This window comes from Pseudoalteromonas sp. PS1M3 (assembly GCF_016865405.1).
Lineage (GTDB): Bacteria > Pseudomonadota > Gammaproteobacteria > Enterobacterales > Alteromonadaceae > Pseudoalteromonas > Pseudoalteromonas marina.
This window is the reverse complement of record NZ_AP022624.1, coordinates 3,109,565-3,125,950: the sequence shown is the minus strand read 5'-3', so window position 1 is coordinate 3,125,950 and position 16,386 is coordinate 3,109,565. Positions and strand designations below refer to the sequence as shown.

At 40.9% G+C, this 16,386-nt stretch carries 13 protein-coding genes; 11 read left to right on the top strand and 2 right to left on the bottom strand.

Going from position 1 to position 16,386, the window contains the following annotated elements:
- The first annotated feature begins 59 nt into the window (after nucleotides 1-59).
- The 8 genes from aceE (at nucleotide 60) to PS1M3_RS14550 (ending at nucleotide 12,650) form a co-directional block, all read left to right on the top strand.
- Nucleotides 60-2,726, top strand: a complete 2,667-nt coding sequence (gene aceE / locus PS1M3_RS14585; protein WP_138739827.1) for a pyruvate dehydrogenase (acetyl-transferring), homodimeric type — start codon at nucleotides 60-62, stop codon at nucleotides 2,724-2,726.
- 10 nt (nucleotides 2,727-2,736) lie between these two features.
- Complete coding sequence (gene aceF / locus PS1M3_RS14580; protein WP_203985156.1) at nucleotides 2,737-4,641, top strand: pyruvate dehydrogenase complex dihydrolipoyllysine-residue acetyltransferase; 1,905 nt, start codon at nucleotides 2,737-2,739, stop codon at nucleotides 4,639-4,641.
- Nucleotides 4,642-4,816: 175 nt separating this feature from the next.
- Nucleotides 4,817-6,244: a dihydrolipoyl dehydrogenase gene (gene lpdA, locus PS1M3_RS14575; protein ID WP_203985154.1), complete on the top strand. Its 1,428-nt coding sequence runs from the start codon at nucleotides 4,817-4,819 to the stop codon at nucleotides 6,242-6,244.
- A gap of 283 nt (nucleotides 6,245-6,527) precedes the next feature.
- Complete coding sequence (locus tag PS1M3_RS14570) at nucleotides 6,528-7,220, top strand: tRNA-uridine aminocarboxypropyltransferase (protein WP_203985152.1); 693 nt, start codon at nucleotides 6,528-6,530, stop codon at nucleotides 7,218-7,220.
- A gap of 798 nt (nucleotides 7,221-8,018) precedes the next feature.
- Nucleotides 8,019-9,023 carry a Fe(3+) ABC transporter substrate-binding protein gene (locus PS1M3_RS14565; protein WP_203985150.1) on the top strand — a complete coding sequence of 335 codons (1,005 nt, stop codon included), beginning with the start codon at nucleotides 8,019-8,021 and terminating at the stop codon, nucleotides 9,021-9,023.
- Nucleotides 9,023-10,654 carry an iron ABC transporter permease gene (locus PS1M3_RS14560; protein WP_008131115.1) on the top strand — a complete coding sequence of 544 codons (1,632 nt, stop codon included), beginning with the start codon at nucleotides 9,023-9,025 and terminating at the stop codon, nucleotides 10,652-10,654. The genes PS1M3_RS14565 and PS1M3_RS14560 overlap by 1 nt, the downstream gene beginning before the upstream one ends.
- A complete protein-coding gene (locus PS1M3_RS14555; RefSeq protein WP_203985149.1) occupies nucleotides 10,655-11,704 on the top strand; it encodes an ABC transporter ATP-binding protein in 1,050 nt (349 codons plus the stop codon).
- 46 nt (nucleotides 11,705-11,750) lie between these two features.
- Nucleotides 11,751-12,650: a Dyp-type peroxidase gene (locus PS1M3_RS14550; RefSeq protein ID WP_203985147.1), complete on the top strand. Its 900-nt coding sequence runs from the start codon at nucleotides 11,751-11,753 to the stop codon at nucleotides 12,648-12,650.
- Here the strand turns inward: PS1M3_RS14550 and argR are convergent.
- Nucleotides 12,647-13,114: a transcriptional regulator ArgR gene (gene argR, locus PS1M3_RS14545; RefSeq protein ID WP_006794541.1), complete on the bottom strand. Its 468-nt coding sequence runs from the start codon at nucleotides 13,112-13,114 to the stop codon at nucleotides 12,647-12,649. The genes PS1M3_RS14550 and argR overlap by 4 nt on opposite strands.
- Nucleotides 13,115-13,338: 224 nt before the next feature.
- On the opposite strand from argR, the gene mdh reads away from it, so the two are divergent.
- Nucleotides 13,339-14,271: a malate dehydrogenase gene (gene mdh, locus PS1M3_RS14540; RefSeq protein WP_006794540.1), complete on the top strand. Its 933-nt coding sequence runs from the start codon at nucleotides 13,339-13,341 to the stop codon at nucleotides 14,269-14,271.
- 95 nt (nucleotides 14,272-14,366) lie between these two features.
- Here the strand turns inward: mdh and ispB are convergent, their stop codons facing one another.
- Nucleotides 14,367-15,338, bottom strand: a complete 972-nt coding sequence (ispB, locus tag PS1M3_RS14535; protein ID WP_008131122.1) for an octaprenyl diphosphate synthase — start codon at nucleotides 15,336-15,338, stop codon at nucleotides 14,367-14,369.
- A gap of 422 nt (nucleotides 15,339-15,760) precedes the next feature.
- On the opposite strand from ispB, the gene rplU reads away from it, so the two are divergent.
- Together rplU and rpmA are read left to right on the top strand one after the other, a co-directional pair.
- A complete protein-coding gene (gene rplU, locus PS1M3_RS14530) occupies nucleotides 15,761-16,072 on the top strand; it encodes a 50S ribosomal protein L21 (protein WP_006794538.1) in 312 nt (103 codons plus the stop codon).
- A 16-nt stretch (nucleotides 16,073-16,088) separates the two neighbouring features.
- Nucleotides 16,089-16,346, top strand: a complete 258-nt coding sequence (gene rpmA / locus PS1M3_RS14525) for a 50S ribosomal protein L27 (RefSeq protein ID WP_203985140.1) — start codon at nucleotides 16,089-16,091, stop codon at nucleotides 16,344-16,346.
- Nucleotides 16,347-16,386 lie beyond the last annotated feature (40 nt).

Sequence of the window (16,386 nt, the reverse complement as noted above, 5' to 3'; positions counted from 1 at the left end):
TAAGTATCAGTTGTATTAAATTAACAACATTCGTATTTTAAACATAAGGAAACCTCCATATGTCTGAAGTCAATAAAATTGACGTAGACGCGCTAGAAACACAAGAGTGGTTACAAGCTCTTGAATCAGTTGTGCGTGAAGAAGGTGTTGAACGAGCTCAGTACTTACTTGAGCAAGTATTAGAGCAAGCCCGCTTAGACGGCGTTGATATGCCAACGGGTATTACCACGAACTACGTTAATACTATTCCTGTAGATCAAGAACCTGCTTACCCAGGTGATGTGAACCTTGAACGCCGTATTCGTTCAATTATTCGTTGGAACGCGATTATGATCGTTCTGCGTGCATCTAAAAAAGATCTCGACTTAGGCGGCCATATGGCGTCTTACCAATCGTCAGCAGCATTTTATGAAGTGTGTTTTAACCACTTTTTTAAAGCGCCAAACGAGGTAGACGGTGGTGACTTAGTTTATTACCAAGGCCATATTTCTCCGGGTATTTACGCGCGTGCATTTGTTGAAGGTCGCTTAAGCGCAGCTCAACTAGACAACTTCCGCCAAGAAGTAGATGGTAAAGGTTTACCGTCGTACCCACACCCTAAATTAATGCCTGAATTTTGGCAGTTCCCTACAGTATCAATGGGCTTAGGTCCAATTGCATCTATTTACCAAGCGCGTTTCTTAAAATACCTAGACGGCCGTGGCTTAAAAGACACTAAAAACCAACGTGTATATGCGTTTTTAGGTGACGGTGAAATGGATGAGCCAGAATCACGCGGCGCAATCTCTTTTGCTGCTCGTGAAAAGCTAGACAACCTATGTTACCTAATTAACTGTAACTTACAGCGTTTAGATGGCCCAGTAATGGGTAATGGTAAAATTATTCAAGAACTAGAAGGCCTATTTAAAGGCGCTGGTTGGAACGTGATTAAAGTTGTATGGGGAAGCGGTTGGGATATTCTGCTAGCTAAAGATACAACAGGTAAATTACTACAGTTGATGAACGAAACAATTGACGGTGATTACCAAACATATAAAGCAAAAGATGGCGCGTACGTTCGTGAGCATTTCTTTGGTCGTTACCCAGAAACAGCAGCCCTTGTTGCAGATATGACGGATGACGAAATTTTTGCACTTAAGCGTGGTGGTCATGAGCCATCAAAACTTTATGCTGCATTTAAAAAGGCCGAGCAAACTAACGACCGTCCTACTGTGATACTTGCTAAAACTGTAAAAGGTTACGGCATGGGTGAAGCAGCTGAAGGTAAAAACATTGCACACCAAGTGAAAAAAATGGACATGAGCCATGTTGAACACTTACGTGACCGTTTAGGCCTACAAGACTTAGTCTCTGAAGAAGCAATTAAAGACTTACCTTACTTAGAGCTTGATGAAAGCTCTGAAGAGTACAAGTACTTACATGCTCGTCGTAAAGACTTAGAAGGTTATACACCAACTCGCATAGCTAAGTTTTCTGAAAAATTACAGTTGCCAGAAGTAGCAGCATTTAAGCCACTACTTGAAGAGCAAAAACGTGATATTTCAACCACAATGGGCTTTGTTCGTGCACTTAATATTTTATTGAAAGACAAAGGTATTGGTAAAAACATTGTACCAATTATTGCCGATGAAGCGCGTACCTTTGGTATGGAAGGTTTATTCCGTCAAATTGGTATTTACAACCCACATGGCCAAAACTACACCCCTCAAGACCGTGATATTGTTTCTTACTATAAAGAAGCTACATCAGGGCAAGTACTTCAAGAGGGTATTAATGAGTTAGGTGCAATGTCGTCATGGGTTGCTGCTGCAACATCATACAGCACGAATGATTTACCAATGATCCCATTCTACATTTACTACTCTATGTTTGGTTTCCAACGTGTTGGCGACATGGCATGGATGGCGGGTGACCAACAAGCACGTGGTTTCTTGCTAGGTGCTACGGCTGGTCGTACTACGCTAAATGGTGAAGGTTTACAGCACGAAGATGGTCACAGCCATATTCTTGCAAATACGGTTCCTAACTGTATTTCTTACGACCCGACTTACGCATTTGAAGTTGCCGTAATTGTACAAGATGGTATTCGTCGTATGTACGGTGACGACCAAGAAAATATTTACTACTACCTAACGCTAATGAACGAAAACTACCATCAGCCAGCTATGCCTGAAGGTGCTGAAGAAGGTATTCGTAAAGGTATTTATAAGCTTGAAAGCTACGAAGGTAAAAAAGCCAACGTACAGCTATTAAGCTCAGGTACTATCATGACTGAAGTGCGTAAAGCGGCTGCAATTCTAAGTGATGATTACGGCATTGCATCAGATGTTTACTCTGTAACGTCATTCAATGAGCTTACGCGTGATGGTCAAGATGTTGAGCGCTTCAACATGCTTAACCCTGAAAGCGAGCAAAAAACAGCTTACATCACGAGCGTATTAAACGACTCAGTAACTGTTGCCGCTACCGATTACATGAAAAACTACGCAGAACAAGCGCGTTCATTTATTCCTAGCAGCAACTATAAAGTGTTAGGTACAGATGGTTACGGTCGTTCTGATAGCCGTGAAAACTTACGTCGTCATTTTGAAGTTAACGCAAGCTACGTTGTTGTTGCTACGTTATCTGAACTTGCTAAACGCGGTGAAGTTGAAAAGTCTGTTGTTGTTGACGCGCTTAAGAAATTCGACATCGACACAAATAAACTAAACCCACTGTACGCATAAGAGGTTTGTAATGAGTATTGAAATTAATGTTCCAGATATCGGTGGCGATGACGTAGAAGTAACCGAAATCTTAGTAAGCGTTGGTGACAAAGTAGATGTTGACCAATCTTTACTGACAGTTGAAGGCGACAAAGCCTCAATGGAAGTACCTGCTGCGCAAGCGGGTACCGTAAAAGAAATTAAAGTAAATGTTGGCGATACAGTAACAACGGGTTCTTTAGTATTTATATTTGAAGGCGAAAGCGCAGGTGCTGATTCAGCACCTGAAGCCCCCGCTCAATCGGCGGCACCAGCTCACGCTTCAGGTTCTTCAACTAAAGAAGTAACCGTACCAGATATTGGTGATGACGAAGTTGAGGTAACTGAAATCATGGTTGCTGTTGGCGATACAGTTGAAGAAGAGCAATCTATCTTAAACGTTGAAGGCGACAAAGCGGCTATGGAAGTACCAGCACCGTTTGCTGGTACTGTAAAAGAGATTAAAGTAGCTACTGGCGATACAGTAAAAACAGGTTCATTAGTATTTGTTTTTGAAGTTGCAGGTTCGAGCGCACCAGCATCAGATGCGCCTAAGCAAGAATCTGCGCCAGCAGAGACTGTTCAAAGCGCCGAGCCAAGCACAAAAGAAGTAAACGTACCTGACATTGGCGACGACGAAGTTGAAGTAACTGAAATCATGGTTGCTGTTGGCGATACCGTTGAAGAAGAGCAATCTATCTTAAACGTTGAAGGCGACAAAGCGGCTATGGAAGTACCAGCGCCATTTGCAGGCACAGTTAAAGAAATTAAAGTAGCAGCGGGCGATAAAGTAAAAACCGGTTCACTTATTTTTGTATTTGAAGTTGCAGGCAGTGCACCTGCAAAAGCTTCAGCACCTGCTGAACAAAAGCCAGCGGCGGCACCTGCAAAAACCGAGTCTGCGCCAGCACAGGCTGCACCTGCCGCTAAAGTTAGCAACGAAAGTTTTGAAAACAATAGCGCGTATGCTCATGCATCGCCAGTTGTTCGTCGTTTAGCACGTGAGTTTGGTATTAACTTAGCGAACGTAAAAGGCACGGGTCGTAAAAACCGTGTGGTTAAAGAAGACGTGCAAAACTATGTTAAAAGCTTAGTGAAGCAAGTTGAGTCTGGTCAAGTTTCAGCATCAGCAGGTAATGCTGGTGGCAGTGAGCTTGGCTTAATTCCTTGGCCAAAAGTAGATTTTGCTAAATTTGGTGAAATTGAAGAGAAAAAACTGTCTCGCATCCAAAAGCTATCGGGTAAAAACTTACACCGTAACTGGGTACAAATACCGCATGTTACACAGTTTGACGAAGCAGATATCACAAGCCTTGAAGTATTCCGTAAAGAACAAAACGTTTTAAGCGAGAAGAAAAAGCTTGGCGTTAAAATCACACCACTAGTGTTTGTGATGAAAGCTGCGGCTAAAGTACTTGCTGAGTTCCCAACGTTTAACTCGTCGCTGTCTGAAGATGGCGAAAGCTTGATTCTTAAAAAGTACATTAATATTGGTGTTGCGGTAGATACGCCTAATGGCTTAGTTGTTCCAGTGTTTAAAGACGTGGACAAAAAAGGCATTATTGAGCTATCTCGTGAGCTAATGGAAGTGTCTAAAAAAGCGCGTGAAGGTAAGCTAACTGCATCAGATATGCAAGGCGGTTGTTTTACTATTTCAAGTTTAGGCGGTATTGGTGGTACGGCATTTACGCCAATTGTTAACGCACCAGAGGTTGCTATTTTAGGTGTATCTAAATCTGAAATGAAACCTAAGTGGAACGGTAAAGACTTTGAACCTAAATTAATGGTTCCGTTGTCTATGTCGTACGATCACCGCGTGATTGACGGTGCACTAGCTGCACGCTTTACCGCAACGCTTGCTAGCTACATGAGCGACATACGTCAATTAGTGATGTAATCGCTACAATATGAACAAAATCAAATCCCAGCCAGTTGTTTTTAGCTGGGATTTTTACTATATGCAATGATACAATCTTTGCACTATTTGTGAATTGCTCTGATTTTCTGCCCATGCAGAAACATGGCAGTTAAATTTTAGGGCAGTGTCCCGTTCAAACAATTAAGGTAATAGCATGAGCAACGAATTAAAAACTCAAGTTGTTGTACTAGGCGGTGGTCCTGGTGGTTACTCTGCGGCTTTCCGTGCTGCTGACTTGGGCTTAGAAGTTACATTAGTAGAATCGCGTGAAACATTAGGCGGCGTATGTCTTAATGTGGGTTGTATTCCTTCAAAAGCACTTTTACACGTAGCTAAAGTAATTGATGACGCTGCAGAAATGTCATCTCATGGTGTTACTTTTGGTGCACCGCAAATTGACTTAGACAAAATCCGTTCTTGGAAAGAGTCTGTTGTTGGTCAGCTTACGGGCGGCTTAGACGGCATGGCTAAAATGCGTAAAGTTAAAGTTGTACCAGGCTATGGTAAATTTACTGGTAGCAACACTTTAGCTGTTGAAGGTGCTGACGGTACAACTACTATCACATTCGACAATGCTATTATTGCCGCAGGTTCAAAACCAGTTAATTTACCTTTCATCCCAGAAGATGACCGTGTAATTGACTCAACTGGCGCATTAGAGCTTAAAGATATTCCTGAAAAACTACTTGTTTTAGGCGGTGGTATCATCGGTCTTGAAATGGGTACTGTTTACCGCGCATTAGGTTCTGCCATTGACGTTGTAGAATTTGCTGATCAATTAGTTCCTGCAGCTGATAAAGATATTATCAAAGTTTACCAAAAATACGTAAGCGATAAGTTTAACGTTATGCTTTCAACTAAAGTAGTTGCTGTTGAAGCGAAAGACGATGGCTTATACGTTACATTTGAAGGTAAAAATGCACCAGCTGAGCCAGTACGTTACGATAAAGTACTTGTTGCAGTAGGTCGTACGCCTAACGGTAATTTACTTGATGCTGAAAAAGCAGGTGTAAATGTAGATGAGCGTGGTTTTATTAACGTTGATAAACAGTTACGTACTAATGTAAGCAATATTTTTGCAATTGGTGACTTAGTTGGCCAGCCTATGCTTGCGCATAAAGCGGTTCATGAAGGTCATGTTGCTGCTGAAGTTATCTCTGGTCAGAAGCACTTCTTCGACCCTAAATGTATTCCTTCAATTGCCTACACTGACCCAGAAATTGCATGGGTAGGTGTTACTGAGAAAGAAGCTAAAGAGCAAGGTTTAAGCATTGAAACTGCGGTATTCCCGTGGGCTGCTTCAGGTCGTGCAATTGCATCTTCTCGTACTGAGGGTTCTACTAAGCTTATCTTTGATAAAGAAAGTGGCCGTATAATAGGTGGTGCTATGATTGGTATTAACGCGGGCGAAATGCTTGGCGAAATCGGTTTAGGTATTGAAATGGGTGCAGATGGTGAAGACTTAGCACTTACTATTCATGCTCACCCAACATTGAACGAATCAATTGGCCTTGCAGCTGAAATTTTTGAAGGTTCAATCACTGATTTACCAAACAAAAAAGCAGTTAAAAAGAAGAAGTAAGTTCTTTTAACTAGCAACGCTTTTTTAAAACCCAAGCTTCGGCTTGGGTTTTTTGTTTTATAGCTGTGAATCCAAACATAAACAAAACTTGCTTTAATAAAATGCCATTTTATTTTGAGCTGATAGCTGATAGCTGATAGCTGATAGCTGATAGCTGATAGCTGATAGCTGATAGCTGATAGCTGATAGCTGATAGCTGATAGCTGATAGCTGATAGCTGATATCTATTCATCACGTTTTTAGCTACAATATGCGCCGATCAAATTTAAGGTAATTAATCACTGTGACTCACTCTTCTCATAATTCAGTACTGCTATTACGCGCTCAGCAAATTAGTGAATCTCGTCGCGAATTTAATGCCCGTGGCGCTAAGTTAGCACGTTGTGAGCAATGCTTAATTGCAAAGCACTACTGTATTTGTGAAGGCGTAGAGAAAGCGCAGTGCGATGCTGCAGTGTGTTTATTGATGTACCATAACGAAAGTTTTAAACCTTCAAATACGGGGCGTTTAATTGCCGAAATTATACCCGATAACCATGCTTTTAAATGGGATAGAACTAATCCAGATGATGCGCTAATAGCGCTTATTAATGATGAGCAATATCAGCCAATGGTTATTTTTCCTGCTGAGGATGTAGAAGAGGGGCGAGCTATTACGCAAGTGAATATTGAGCCTAATAAAAAGCCGCTATTCATATTTTTAGATGGTACATGGCGTGAAGCGAAAAAAATGATTCGTAAAAGCCCATATTTAGATAACTTGCCCGTATTGTCTATTACAGCTGATAAGTTATCAGATTATCGCTTACGAGTTGCGCCTCATGCGCATCAATTAGGCACAGCTGAAGTAGGTATTTTAGTGCTAGCACTCGCGGGTGAAATGGATGCAGCTAAAAAGCTTGAGGATCACTTTATAAAGTTTAGAGATGCGTATCTTATGGGAAAACGAAATAAAGGCAGACCAGAGTCTCTTTAATACCGATTGTATTGAGTGGTAGTATTAAATTTAGGTCAAAGAAAAGCGCGCTCTATCTCTAGGCGCGCTTGCGGAATCTTCTAATTTTCTGCATCCTGCAATTGAACTTAATCAACTCCAATTTTTACTGTTCCATGTTTATTGCTATATTACTTTTTAGTTCTATGCAATATAAGCCAATCCGGGCTTATCTCCTTTATTCCTATACGTCCTGTTGCGGTAAAACCTATTACCAAATCCTTCATTTGCACGTCCTAGTGCTTCCGTGTTGTTATCAGTCCATTGTGTTGCCTGTTAAGACCTGTCCTTTATATTCCTTCAACTTCCTGTTAAGCAACACTCCAATGTTGCACTCCTTTATGCATCTTCCTGATGCTGTCCGTTTATTAACACTCCGTTGCGATGCTCATCCTGAGCCTGTCCTAACTCCGTGTTATCCTTAATAACCAGTCACTGGTTTGCGAGTAATTAATCCCTGTCCTTTTACTCGTTAAGCGTCATTGCTTAGTTGATGTGTTAATTATAGGTGGATGGTCCAACTAAAGTAGGACAAAAACGCTAAATAGTTTATGTATTATTATTGTTAAATATTATATAGTTATTTAATATCAATGGTTTATGTTTTTTTTGGTAGGTTTTTAATCGGTGTTTTACTTATAAGCTGCCACTTCCGTGAGATATCTCTTACAGGGTATTTCTGTTTTGGACGCTTTTTTAGTATTTATGGGTATTTAGGGTGTGCACTTTTTAACTGTTCACGGTAGAATTATTGATAATAATTACTATTTAGGTGGAATAATGAAGAAAACACTCGCTATCGCTTTAGGATTTATCGTATCGGCGCCAGCCTTTGCAAATGATGTTGTTAATATTTACTCTTTTCGCCAACCTTTTTTAATACAACCTATTTTAGACGATTTTACAAAACAAACCGGTATTAAAACAAATGTTGTGTTTGCTAAAAAAGGCTTAATCGAGCGTGTAAAACGCGAAGGTAAACATAGTAAAGCTGATTTAGTTCTTACTTCTAATTTTAGTGCACTCATTCAATTGGAAGATTTAAACTTAACTCAAACAATTAATAGTACTAATGTAAATGCTAACGTACCTTCTGCTTTTCGAGATGGAGATGGCCAATGGGTCGCGCTAACAAAACGCGTGCGAAATGTATATTCGTCCAAAGATCGTTTGGGCGCATTACCAAAGCTCACTTACGAAGAACTAGCCGATCCAAAGTATAAAGGGCAAATTTGTACTCGTTCAGGTAAACATCCGTATAACTTAGGGTTAGTTGCTTCAATGATTGCTCATCACGGTGAAGCGCAAACTAAAACATGGCTTGAAGGCATGAAGGCTAATTTAGCACGTAAACCACAAGGCAATGACCGTGCTCAAGTTAAAGCCGTTAAAGAGGGGCTATGTAATCTTGCGTTAGGCAATAGTTACTACTTGGGTAAAATGTTGCAAGACGAAGAACAAAAAGCATGGGCTGAGGCGGTATACATTAATTTCCCTAATCAAACTGATCGTGGTTCACATATTAATGTTTCGGGGGCTGTTATCACTAAATATGCTAAAAACCCTGAAAATGCCTTGAAACTCATAGAGTATATGACCGACAATAAAGCGCAAAACATGTATGCATCGCTTAATATGGAATACCCAGTTAAGCCTGGTGTGCAATTATCCAGTTTGGTTGCATCATGGGGCAGCTTTAAAGAAGATAGCTTGCCACTTGATGAGATCAGTAAATATCGTCCGTTAGCGCTTAAGTTAATTGATGAGGTGAAGTTCGATCTTTAATGACTTATAAATTTAAGCTGTCTAAATGGCAGCTATTCGCGTGGTCGACAGGTTTAGTTTTGTCGGCCCCGTTGTTCTTCCTTCTTTTTGAATCGCTACAAGGCAACTCAGAGGTTTTTACTCACCTTTGGGACACTGTGCTTTGGGATTACATTTCTAATACTGTACTACTTATATTGGGTGTGTGTGCACTCAGTAGTGTTATCGCGTTGCCACTTGGTTGGCTAACTGCTTATTGTAACTTTCCCGGTAAAAAACATTTTGAATGGGCGCTCATGCTGCCCCTTGCTATGCCTACTTACATTATTGCCTACGTGTATACTGATTTACTTGATTACGCAGGACCCGTGCAAATAACTCTAAGGGAGTGGTTTGGCTGGCAATCTCCCAGTGACTATTGGTTTTTTGATATACGTACCCTGCCGGGCGCAATAGTCATGATTGCCTTGGTGCTTTACCCATACTTATTTTTAATTTTTAAAACGGCTTTGAGAGAGCAGTCTTTTAAATTGGTACAGGCAAGTCAATTAATGGGACTTTCCCCAACTAAAAGTTTTTTTAAAGTGAGTCTTGTATTATCTCGTGGTTCTATTGTTGCGGCCCTTGCGCTTATTAGTATGGAAACAATGGCCGATTTTGCAACAGTAAGTTATTTTGCTGTTAGCACGCTCACAACCGCGGTATACGATACATGGTTTGGTTATTACTCCTTGACTGCTGCTGCAAAAATATCAGGTGTCATGCTGTTACTTCTATTTTTAGCGCTTATGGCAGAGCGCTTTAGTCGTCGTAATCAAGCTGTATTTGAACGCCAATCGGGCGTAAATAGTGAAGCACTTTATATTTTAAAGGGAAAGTCGGCTTGGTTAGCAACGGCATTTTGTGGCACGGTTTTACTTGTATCTTTTGTGATCCCGATTGCAGTACTACTTAATTACGCCATTACCTACTTTGAAAAAGCATGGAGTGCTGAGTTTTTTAATTATGCGTGGCAAAGCCTAAAAGTGGCAGGCGTTGTGAGCGTAATAACAATTGCATTAGGTGTTTTTGTTGTTTTTTATCAGCGTATAGCAACACAGTCTTACCCTCTCGTTCCTGGGCGACTAGCGAGTACGGGCTATGCACTGCCTGGCACCGTATTAGCAATTGCCGTTTTATTACCTTTAACACTGTTAGAAAGTAGTATTAATAATGTATTAGAGCCTTATAATTTAGACATAGGTCTGTTACTAACAGGCAGTGTGTTTACTATTGTGATTGCTTATGTCGTTCGGTTTTATGCCATTGCTCACGGAGCGATAGAGTCGAGCTTTGTGCGTATTAGTCCATCACTTGATATGGCAAGCCAGTCTATGGGTAAAAGCCAAGGCCAAACATTGCGTTTAGTGCACCTACCTTTATTAAGAAGAGGCTTACTGACAGCTGCCTTACTCGTTTTTATTGAATGCATGAAAGAACTTCCTGCTGCGTTATTACTCAGACCATTTAACTTTGAAAGTCTAGCAACGCATGTTTTTCAGTACGTGAGTGATGAGCAGTTAGAGCTGGCTTCTATATCTGCTTTATCTATTGTTATTGTTGGATTTATCCCCTTGTATTTTATTAATCGTTCTATGGAGCAACACACTTAAATGAGTAGTTTAATTTTGCAAGGTGTCAGCTATCACTATAACGGTACAAAGGTGATCGAAAACTTAGACTTAACCGTGGGTAAAGATGAGATTGTATGCTTGCTTGGTGCCAGTGGCTGCGGTAAAACCACCACATTAAAAGCCATTGCAGGCTTAGTTGAGGCCAAGCACGGAAGTGTATTTATAGATGGCAAGCTGGTAAGTGATGGGTCAACATTTATTGCACCAGAGCACCGAAATATAGGTATGATGTTTCAAGATTACGCGTTGTTTCCTCATCTAAGCGTAGCAAATAACATTGCGTTTGGGTTAGGTAAAATGAGCCAATCCGAAAAACAACAGCGTGTGGATGAAATGCTTCAGTTAGTGCATTTGTCTGGTTGCGCAGATAGATTTCCTCACCAGCTTTCTGGTGGGCAGCAGCAACGCGTTGCGATTGCCCGTGCGTTGGCTTATAAACCAAGTTTACTACTTCTTGATGAGCCGTTTTCAAATATAGATACCCAAGTTCGTTTTGAATTAATTGCAGATATTCGCCGTATTATTAAGGCGCAACAAGTATCAGCGGTATTTGTTACCCATTCAAAAGAAGAAGCTTTTGCTTTTTCTGACACGCTTGCCATTATGGACCGCGGTAGTATTGCTCAACAAGGCACGCCAGAGCAGCTTTTTGCTGCTCCTAGGTCAAAGGTGGTTGCAGAGTTTCTAGGTCAAGGCATATACTTATCCGCAGAAGCATTAACGGCAACTGAATATAAAACACCTTTTGGCACCGTTGAGTCAGATACGCAAACGAGCCACCATCCATGTAGTGGTGAGTTATATGTGCGACCTCACCAAATTGAACTTGTGCAAGAGTGTCAAAGTGACAAACTCAGTAAACGGGCTACAATATTAAGTCGTCGCTTTATTGGCTCTGCGTATGTTTATAAAGTTGTTATAGCCGAACAAACGCTTGAAGTTGAAGCGCAATATGGCCAATCATTTGAAATCAATGAGCAGGTTATAATAAAAATAAAACCCCACACAGTGAATTTTTTTGAATCATAGTTAATGTGATTCACTGTGTACATATCTGTAAAACTGAGGAATAACAATGGCGCAAGCGCAATCTGGGATTTGTGCTGAAGCAAACCTGCATGGTTTGCATTTATTTTTTAATGTGTTTGATGGTCAAGACGAATCATTGCGCGCTAAATTAAAACAAGTAAGCGCAATTGAAGAAGAGTTTAATGATCAGTTTTCAGAGTCGATGTTGTCGTGCGTTGTTGCCATTGGCGCCCAATATTGGCCTCATATTCTTCCTGAGTATATTCCTAGTGAGCTGCAAAGCTTTCCTAATATAAATCATGCAGAGCACCAAATGAGTGTTCAGCCGTGCGACTTGTTTGTGCAGGTACGTTCAGACAGAGAAGATGTAAACCACTTATTTGCATTGCAAGTTTTAAAGCTTTTTGCACCTGATGTTGAGCTGGTGGAGCAAATCCGTAACTTTCGTTTTTTAGATGGCCGAGATTTTAATGGTTTTATTTATGGTGGTGATATGCCACACGGAAGAAAAAAGCGTTCAACTGCTTTAATTAATAAACCTGGTTGTTTTGAAGATCAGGGAAGTTATATTCATGTTCAGCGCTATAAACACGACTTAACTGTTTGGCAGCACCTATCGCTCAGTGAGCAAGAGCAAATTATGGGCCGTACACGGCTTGATAATACGCTTATAACCCCAGCACTAAATACCAGTCATGCCACGCGTAGTGAGTTAAAAGATGAAGAGGGGCAACCCCTTTTGTTGAATCAAAGCATGCCTTATGGCGATGTTTATGAGCAAGGTATGTTATGCATAAGCTGCGCAAGTACTGGTACTGCATTTGAGGCTGTATTAAATAGCCGTTTAGGGGAGGGGGAGTGTTACGACCATTGGCTTGATTTTACTCAAGCCGATATGGGGTCTGCTTTTTTTGCCCCCTCAGTTGGGTTTTTAAAGCAAATTTAAACCGTATCAAACAAAATACGTACACGTTCAAGTGTGACATCTATTTCAGAAATTTTTGCTGGAGCAATAAATATAGTATCGTCTCCGGCAATAGTACCTAATACACCATCGGCCTTTCCTAACGAGTCAAGTAAGCGGGCAATAAGCTGCGCAGCGCCTGGGCTGGTGCGAATAATGATCATCATTTCATTATGCATAATATCAATGACTAACTGGCGTAATGGGCTTTTAGCTGTCGGCACTCCCATTTCAGCGGGTAGGCAGTAAACCATTTCTTGCTTAGCGTTGCGGGTACGCACAGCACCAAACTTACTTAACATGCGTGACACTTTACTTTGGCTTATATTGTCAAAGCCTTGCTCTTTAAGTGCATCAACTATTTCGCCCTGAGAGCCAAAGTTTTCTTCTTTTAAAAGTGATTTAAACGCTTTTACCAATGCTTCTTGTTTATCTTGAGGTTGCATAGTCTTTATTCATTATTGTTTTTTATGCTGTAAATACTACACAAAAATGAATAATTATGCAGCAGTTGTTTAGTCAACTTGACAGTTTGATGCGATAAACCACCAAAGTTTACAACTATGGTCGAAAATATCGCAAAATAGGCCCGATAAATTTGTTTTTAGGCGCTAATTTCATTATCTTAAGGGCCACAAGTATTTCCTACCTCAAATGACGGAGAATTCCAATGAAAGTTGCTGTATTAGGTGCTGCAGGCGGTATCGGTCAAGCATTGTCTTTACTATTAAAAACAGGCTTACCAGCTGGTTCTGAATTATCACTTTACGATGTTGCACCAGTTGTACCAGGTGTTGCTGTTGACCTATCACACATCCCAACTGATGTTAAAGTAGCAGGTTTTGGCGCAGACGATTTAAACAAAGCGCTTGACGGTGCTGATATTGTTTTAATCCCAGCGGGTATGCCACGTAAACCAGGTATGGATCGTGCAGATTTATTTAACGTAAATGCCGGTATCATTAAAACACTAGCTGAAGGCATTGTAGCTAGTTGTCCTAAAGCACTTGTGGGTATTATTACTAACCCAGTAAACGGCACAGTACCAATTGTTGCTGAAGTGTTCAAGAAAGCAGGTACATACGATGCAAGCCGTGTATTTGGTATTACTACGCTTGACGTGATTCGTTCAGAAGCATTTGTTGCTGAACTTAAAGGCGTAGACGTTGCTACAGTTAAAGTACCCGTAATTGGTGGTCACTCTGGCACAACTATTCTTCCTCTACTTTCTCAAGTTGAAGGCGTAACTTTCACTGAAGACGAAGTTGCTGCACTTACTCCACGTATCCAAAATGCAGGTACTGAAGTAGTAAATGCTAAAGCAGGTGGTGGTTCAGCTACATTATCAATGGGTGCTGCTGCAGCACGTTTTTGTATGTCTTTAGTTAAAGGCCTACAAGGTGAAGATGTTGTAGATTACGCATACGTTGCTGTTGAAGATGGGGATGCAGAGTATTTTGCACACCCAGTACGTTTAGGTAAAAACGGCGTTGAAGAAATTCTTTCTTACGGCGAGCTAAGCGCGTTTGAAGAAAAAGCGAAGAACGATATGCTTGAAACACTGAAAAAAGACATCAAAGAAGGTGTTGATTTCATGGCGTAATAGCCAGAATGAGCATTAAAAAAGCCTGCATTTGCAGGCTTTTTTGTTGCTCGAATGTTATTTACTCTTAATGTTGAATAAGAGGCTCGTTAAGGCTAGTGATCACGGTCAACGGCTATACGGGCTAAGCTTACCAATGCGTGCTTGTATTCAGATTCTGGTAGAAAATCTAAGCAAGCAATTGCTTTATCGGCTTCAAGCTCTGCTTTTTGCATTGTAAACTCAAGCGCATTGGTTTGTTTTAACGTAGATAAAATCTCTTCTAAATGTTCCATACCATTACTGTGCTCAATGGCATCACGAATTAACTGTGTTTGATGCGCATTACCGTGTTGCATTGCATATATAAGTGGTAGGGTAGGCTTACCTTCGGCTAGATCATCGCCTATATTTTTACCTAGCTGGTCTGCATCGGCGTTATAATCAAGCACATCGTCAACAAGTTGAAATGCCGTACCTAAGTGCATACCGTATAAGTTTAATGCATTGAGCGTGGCTTCATCATTGTTGGTAATAATAGCAGCAAGCCCGGTAGCAGCTTCAAACAGCTTAGCCGTTTTGGAGTAAATAACTTGCATGTAGCTGGCTTCGGTTGTGTCTGGATCGTTGCAATTCATAAGTTGCAGCACTTCACCTTCAGCAATGATATTGGTAGCATCGGCGAGTATTTGCATAATTTGCATTTTGCCTAAACCAACCATTAACTGGAATGAGCGCGTGTATATAAAGTCGCCAACTAATACGCTAGCAGCATTACCAAATTCAGCGTTAGCGGTCGGGGTGCCTCGGCGTAAGTTTGACTCATCAACAACGTCGTCGTGTAATAAGGTCGCGGTGTGAATAAACTCAACAATGGTCGCAAGTGTAATGTGGTCTTTACCAGTATATCCTAGCGCTTTGGCAGCTAAAATAGCCAACATAGGGCGAACGCGTTTGCCGCCGCTATTAACTATGTATAAACCAAGTTGGTTTACTAACGCCACCTCTGAGCGCATTTGCGCATGTATAAGTTGATTGACGTCATTCATATCGCTTTCTATTAACGCCTGGATAGCTTTTATATCCATTGATCTCCGAGCCAATTTTTATGTGTGAACGGCGCAGATTGTACAACAAAAAACGCACTAGCTCGATATTTTGTGACGATTGATTTAAAAAACCTACCTAAAGTGCTTAATAAGTGCTTAATTCAATCACAAATGTGTTTAATTATTAGACGATGAAAGGTGGTTTTTGAGTTTGAATAATGGTCGACGCAGGTTGCAATTTTATTAGTAGGGTTATTTTTGCAAAGAGTTAAAAAGCGCTTGGCAAAAGGCTTAATTAATATAAAATAGAGAAAATATTGAATTGCTCTCAAAGCAGCTACTTTTTATTCATTTTAATTACAAAATAGGCTTGCTAGTTATTTCGCGTTAGCGTAAACTTCGCGCCCTATCGAAGAATATTTTAGTTGCGCCGATTTGAGGGTGCACAGACGGAGTTAATTATGTACGCGGTTTTCCAAAGTGGTGGTAAACAGCATCGTGTGACTGAAGGTCAAACGATTCGTCTTGAAAAATTAGACGTTGAAACTGGTGCGGCAGTTGAATTTGATTCAGTGCTTTTAGTTGCTGATGGTGAGAAGATCGAGATCGGTGTACCGTTCGTAAACGGTGGTAAGATAACAGCTGAGGTTGTTTCACATGGTCGCGGTGAGAAAATTAAGGTTGTTAAATTTAGACGCCGTAAGCATTCTCGTAAGCAAATGGGCCACCGTCAATGGTTCACTGAAGTTAAAATCACTGGCATTAGCGCTTAATTAGAGGTACTTAGAAATGGCACATAAAAAAACAGCTGGTAGTACTCGTAACGGTCGCGATTCAGAAAGCAAACGCCTAGGTGTTAAGCGTTTTGGTGGCGAATCAGTTCTAGCGGGTAGCATCATTGTTCGTCAGCGTGGAACACGTTTCCACCCTGGTACAAACGTAGGTATCGGTAAAGACCACACTATTTTTGCAAAAGCAGATGGTAAAGTTCAATTTGAACAAAAAGGTCCTTTAAACCGTAAATACGTAACTATCGTAACTGAGTAATCAGTAAGGTAGTTAAAAAACCCCGCCTTTGCGGGGTTTT

Coding starts and splice junctions, on each gene's coding strand:
- aceE (WP_138739827.1), top strand. CDS start 60: ATGTCTGAAGTCAATAAAATTGACGTAGACGCGCTAGAAACACAAGAG.
- aceF (WP_203985156.1), top strand. CDS start 2,737: ATGAGTATTGAAATTAATGTTCCAGATATCGGTGGCGATGACGTAGAA.
- lpdA (WP_203985154.1), top strand. CDS start 4,817: ATGAGCAACGAATTAAAAACTCAAGTTGTTGTACTAGGCGGTGGTCCT.
- PS1M3_RS14565 (WP_203985150.1), top strand. CDS start 8,019: ATGAAGAAAACACTCGCTATCGCTTTAGGATTTATCGTATCGGCGCCA.
- PS1M3_RS14560 (WP_008131115.1), top strand. CDS start 9,023: ATGACTTATAAATTTAAGCTGTCTAAATGGCAGCTATTCGCGTGGTCG.
- PS1M3_RS14555 (WP_203985149.1), top strand. CDS start 10,655: ATGAGTAGTTTAATTTTGCAAGGTGTCAGCTATCACTATAACGGTACA.
- PS1M3_RS14550 (WP_203985147.1), top strand. CDS start 11,751: ATGGCGCAAGCGCAATCTGGGATTTGTGCTGAAGCAAACCTGCATGGT.
- argR (WP_006794541.1), bottom strand. CDS start 13,114: ATGCAACCTCAAGATAAACAAGAAGCATTGGTAAAAGCGTTTAAATCA.
- mdh (WP_006794540.1), top strand. CDS start 13,339: ATGAAAGTTGCTGTATTAGGTGCTGCAGGCGGTATCGGTCAAGCATTG.
- ispB (WP_008131122.1), bottom strand. CDS start 15,338: ATGGATATAAAAGCTATCCAGGCGTTAATAGAAAGCGATATGAATGAC.
- rplU (WP_006794538.1), top strand. CDS start 15,761: ATGTACGCGGTTTTCCAAAGTGGTGGTAAACAGCATCGTGTGACTGAA.
- rpmA (WP_203985140.1), top strand. CDS start 16,089: ATGGCACATAAAAAAACAGCTGGTAGTACTCGTAACGGTCGCGATTCA.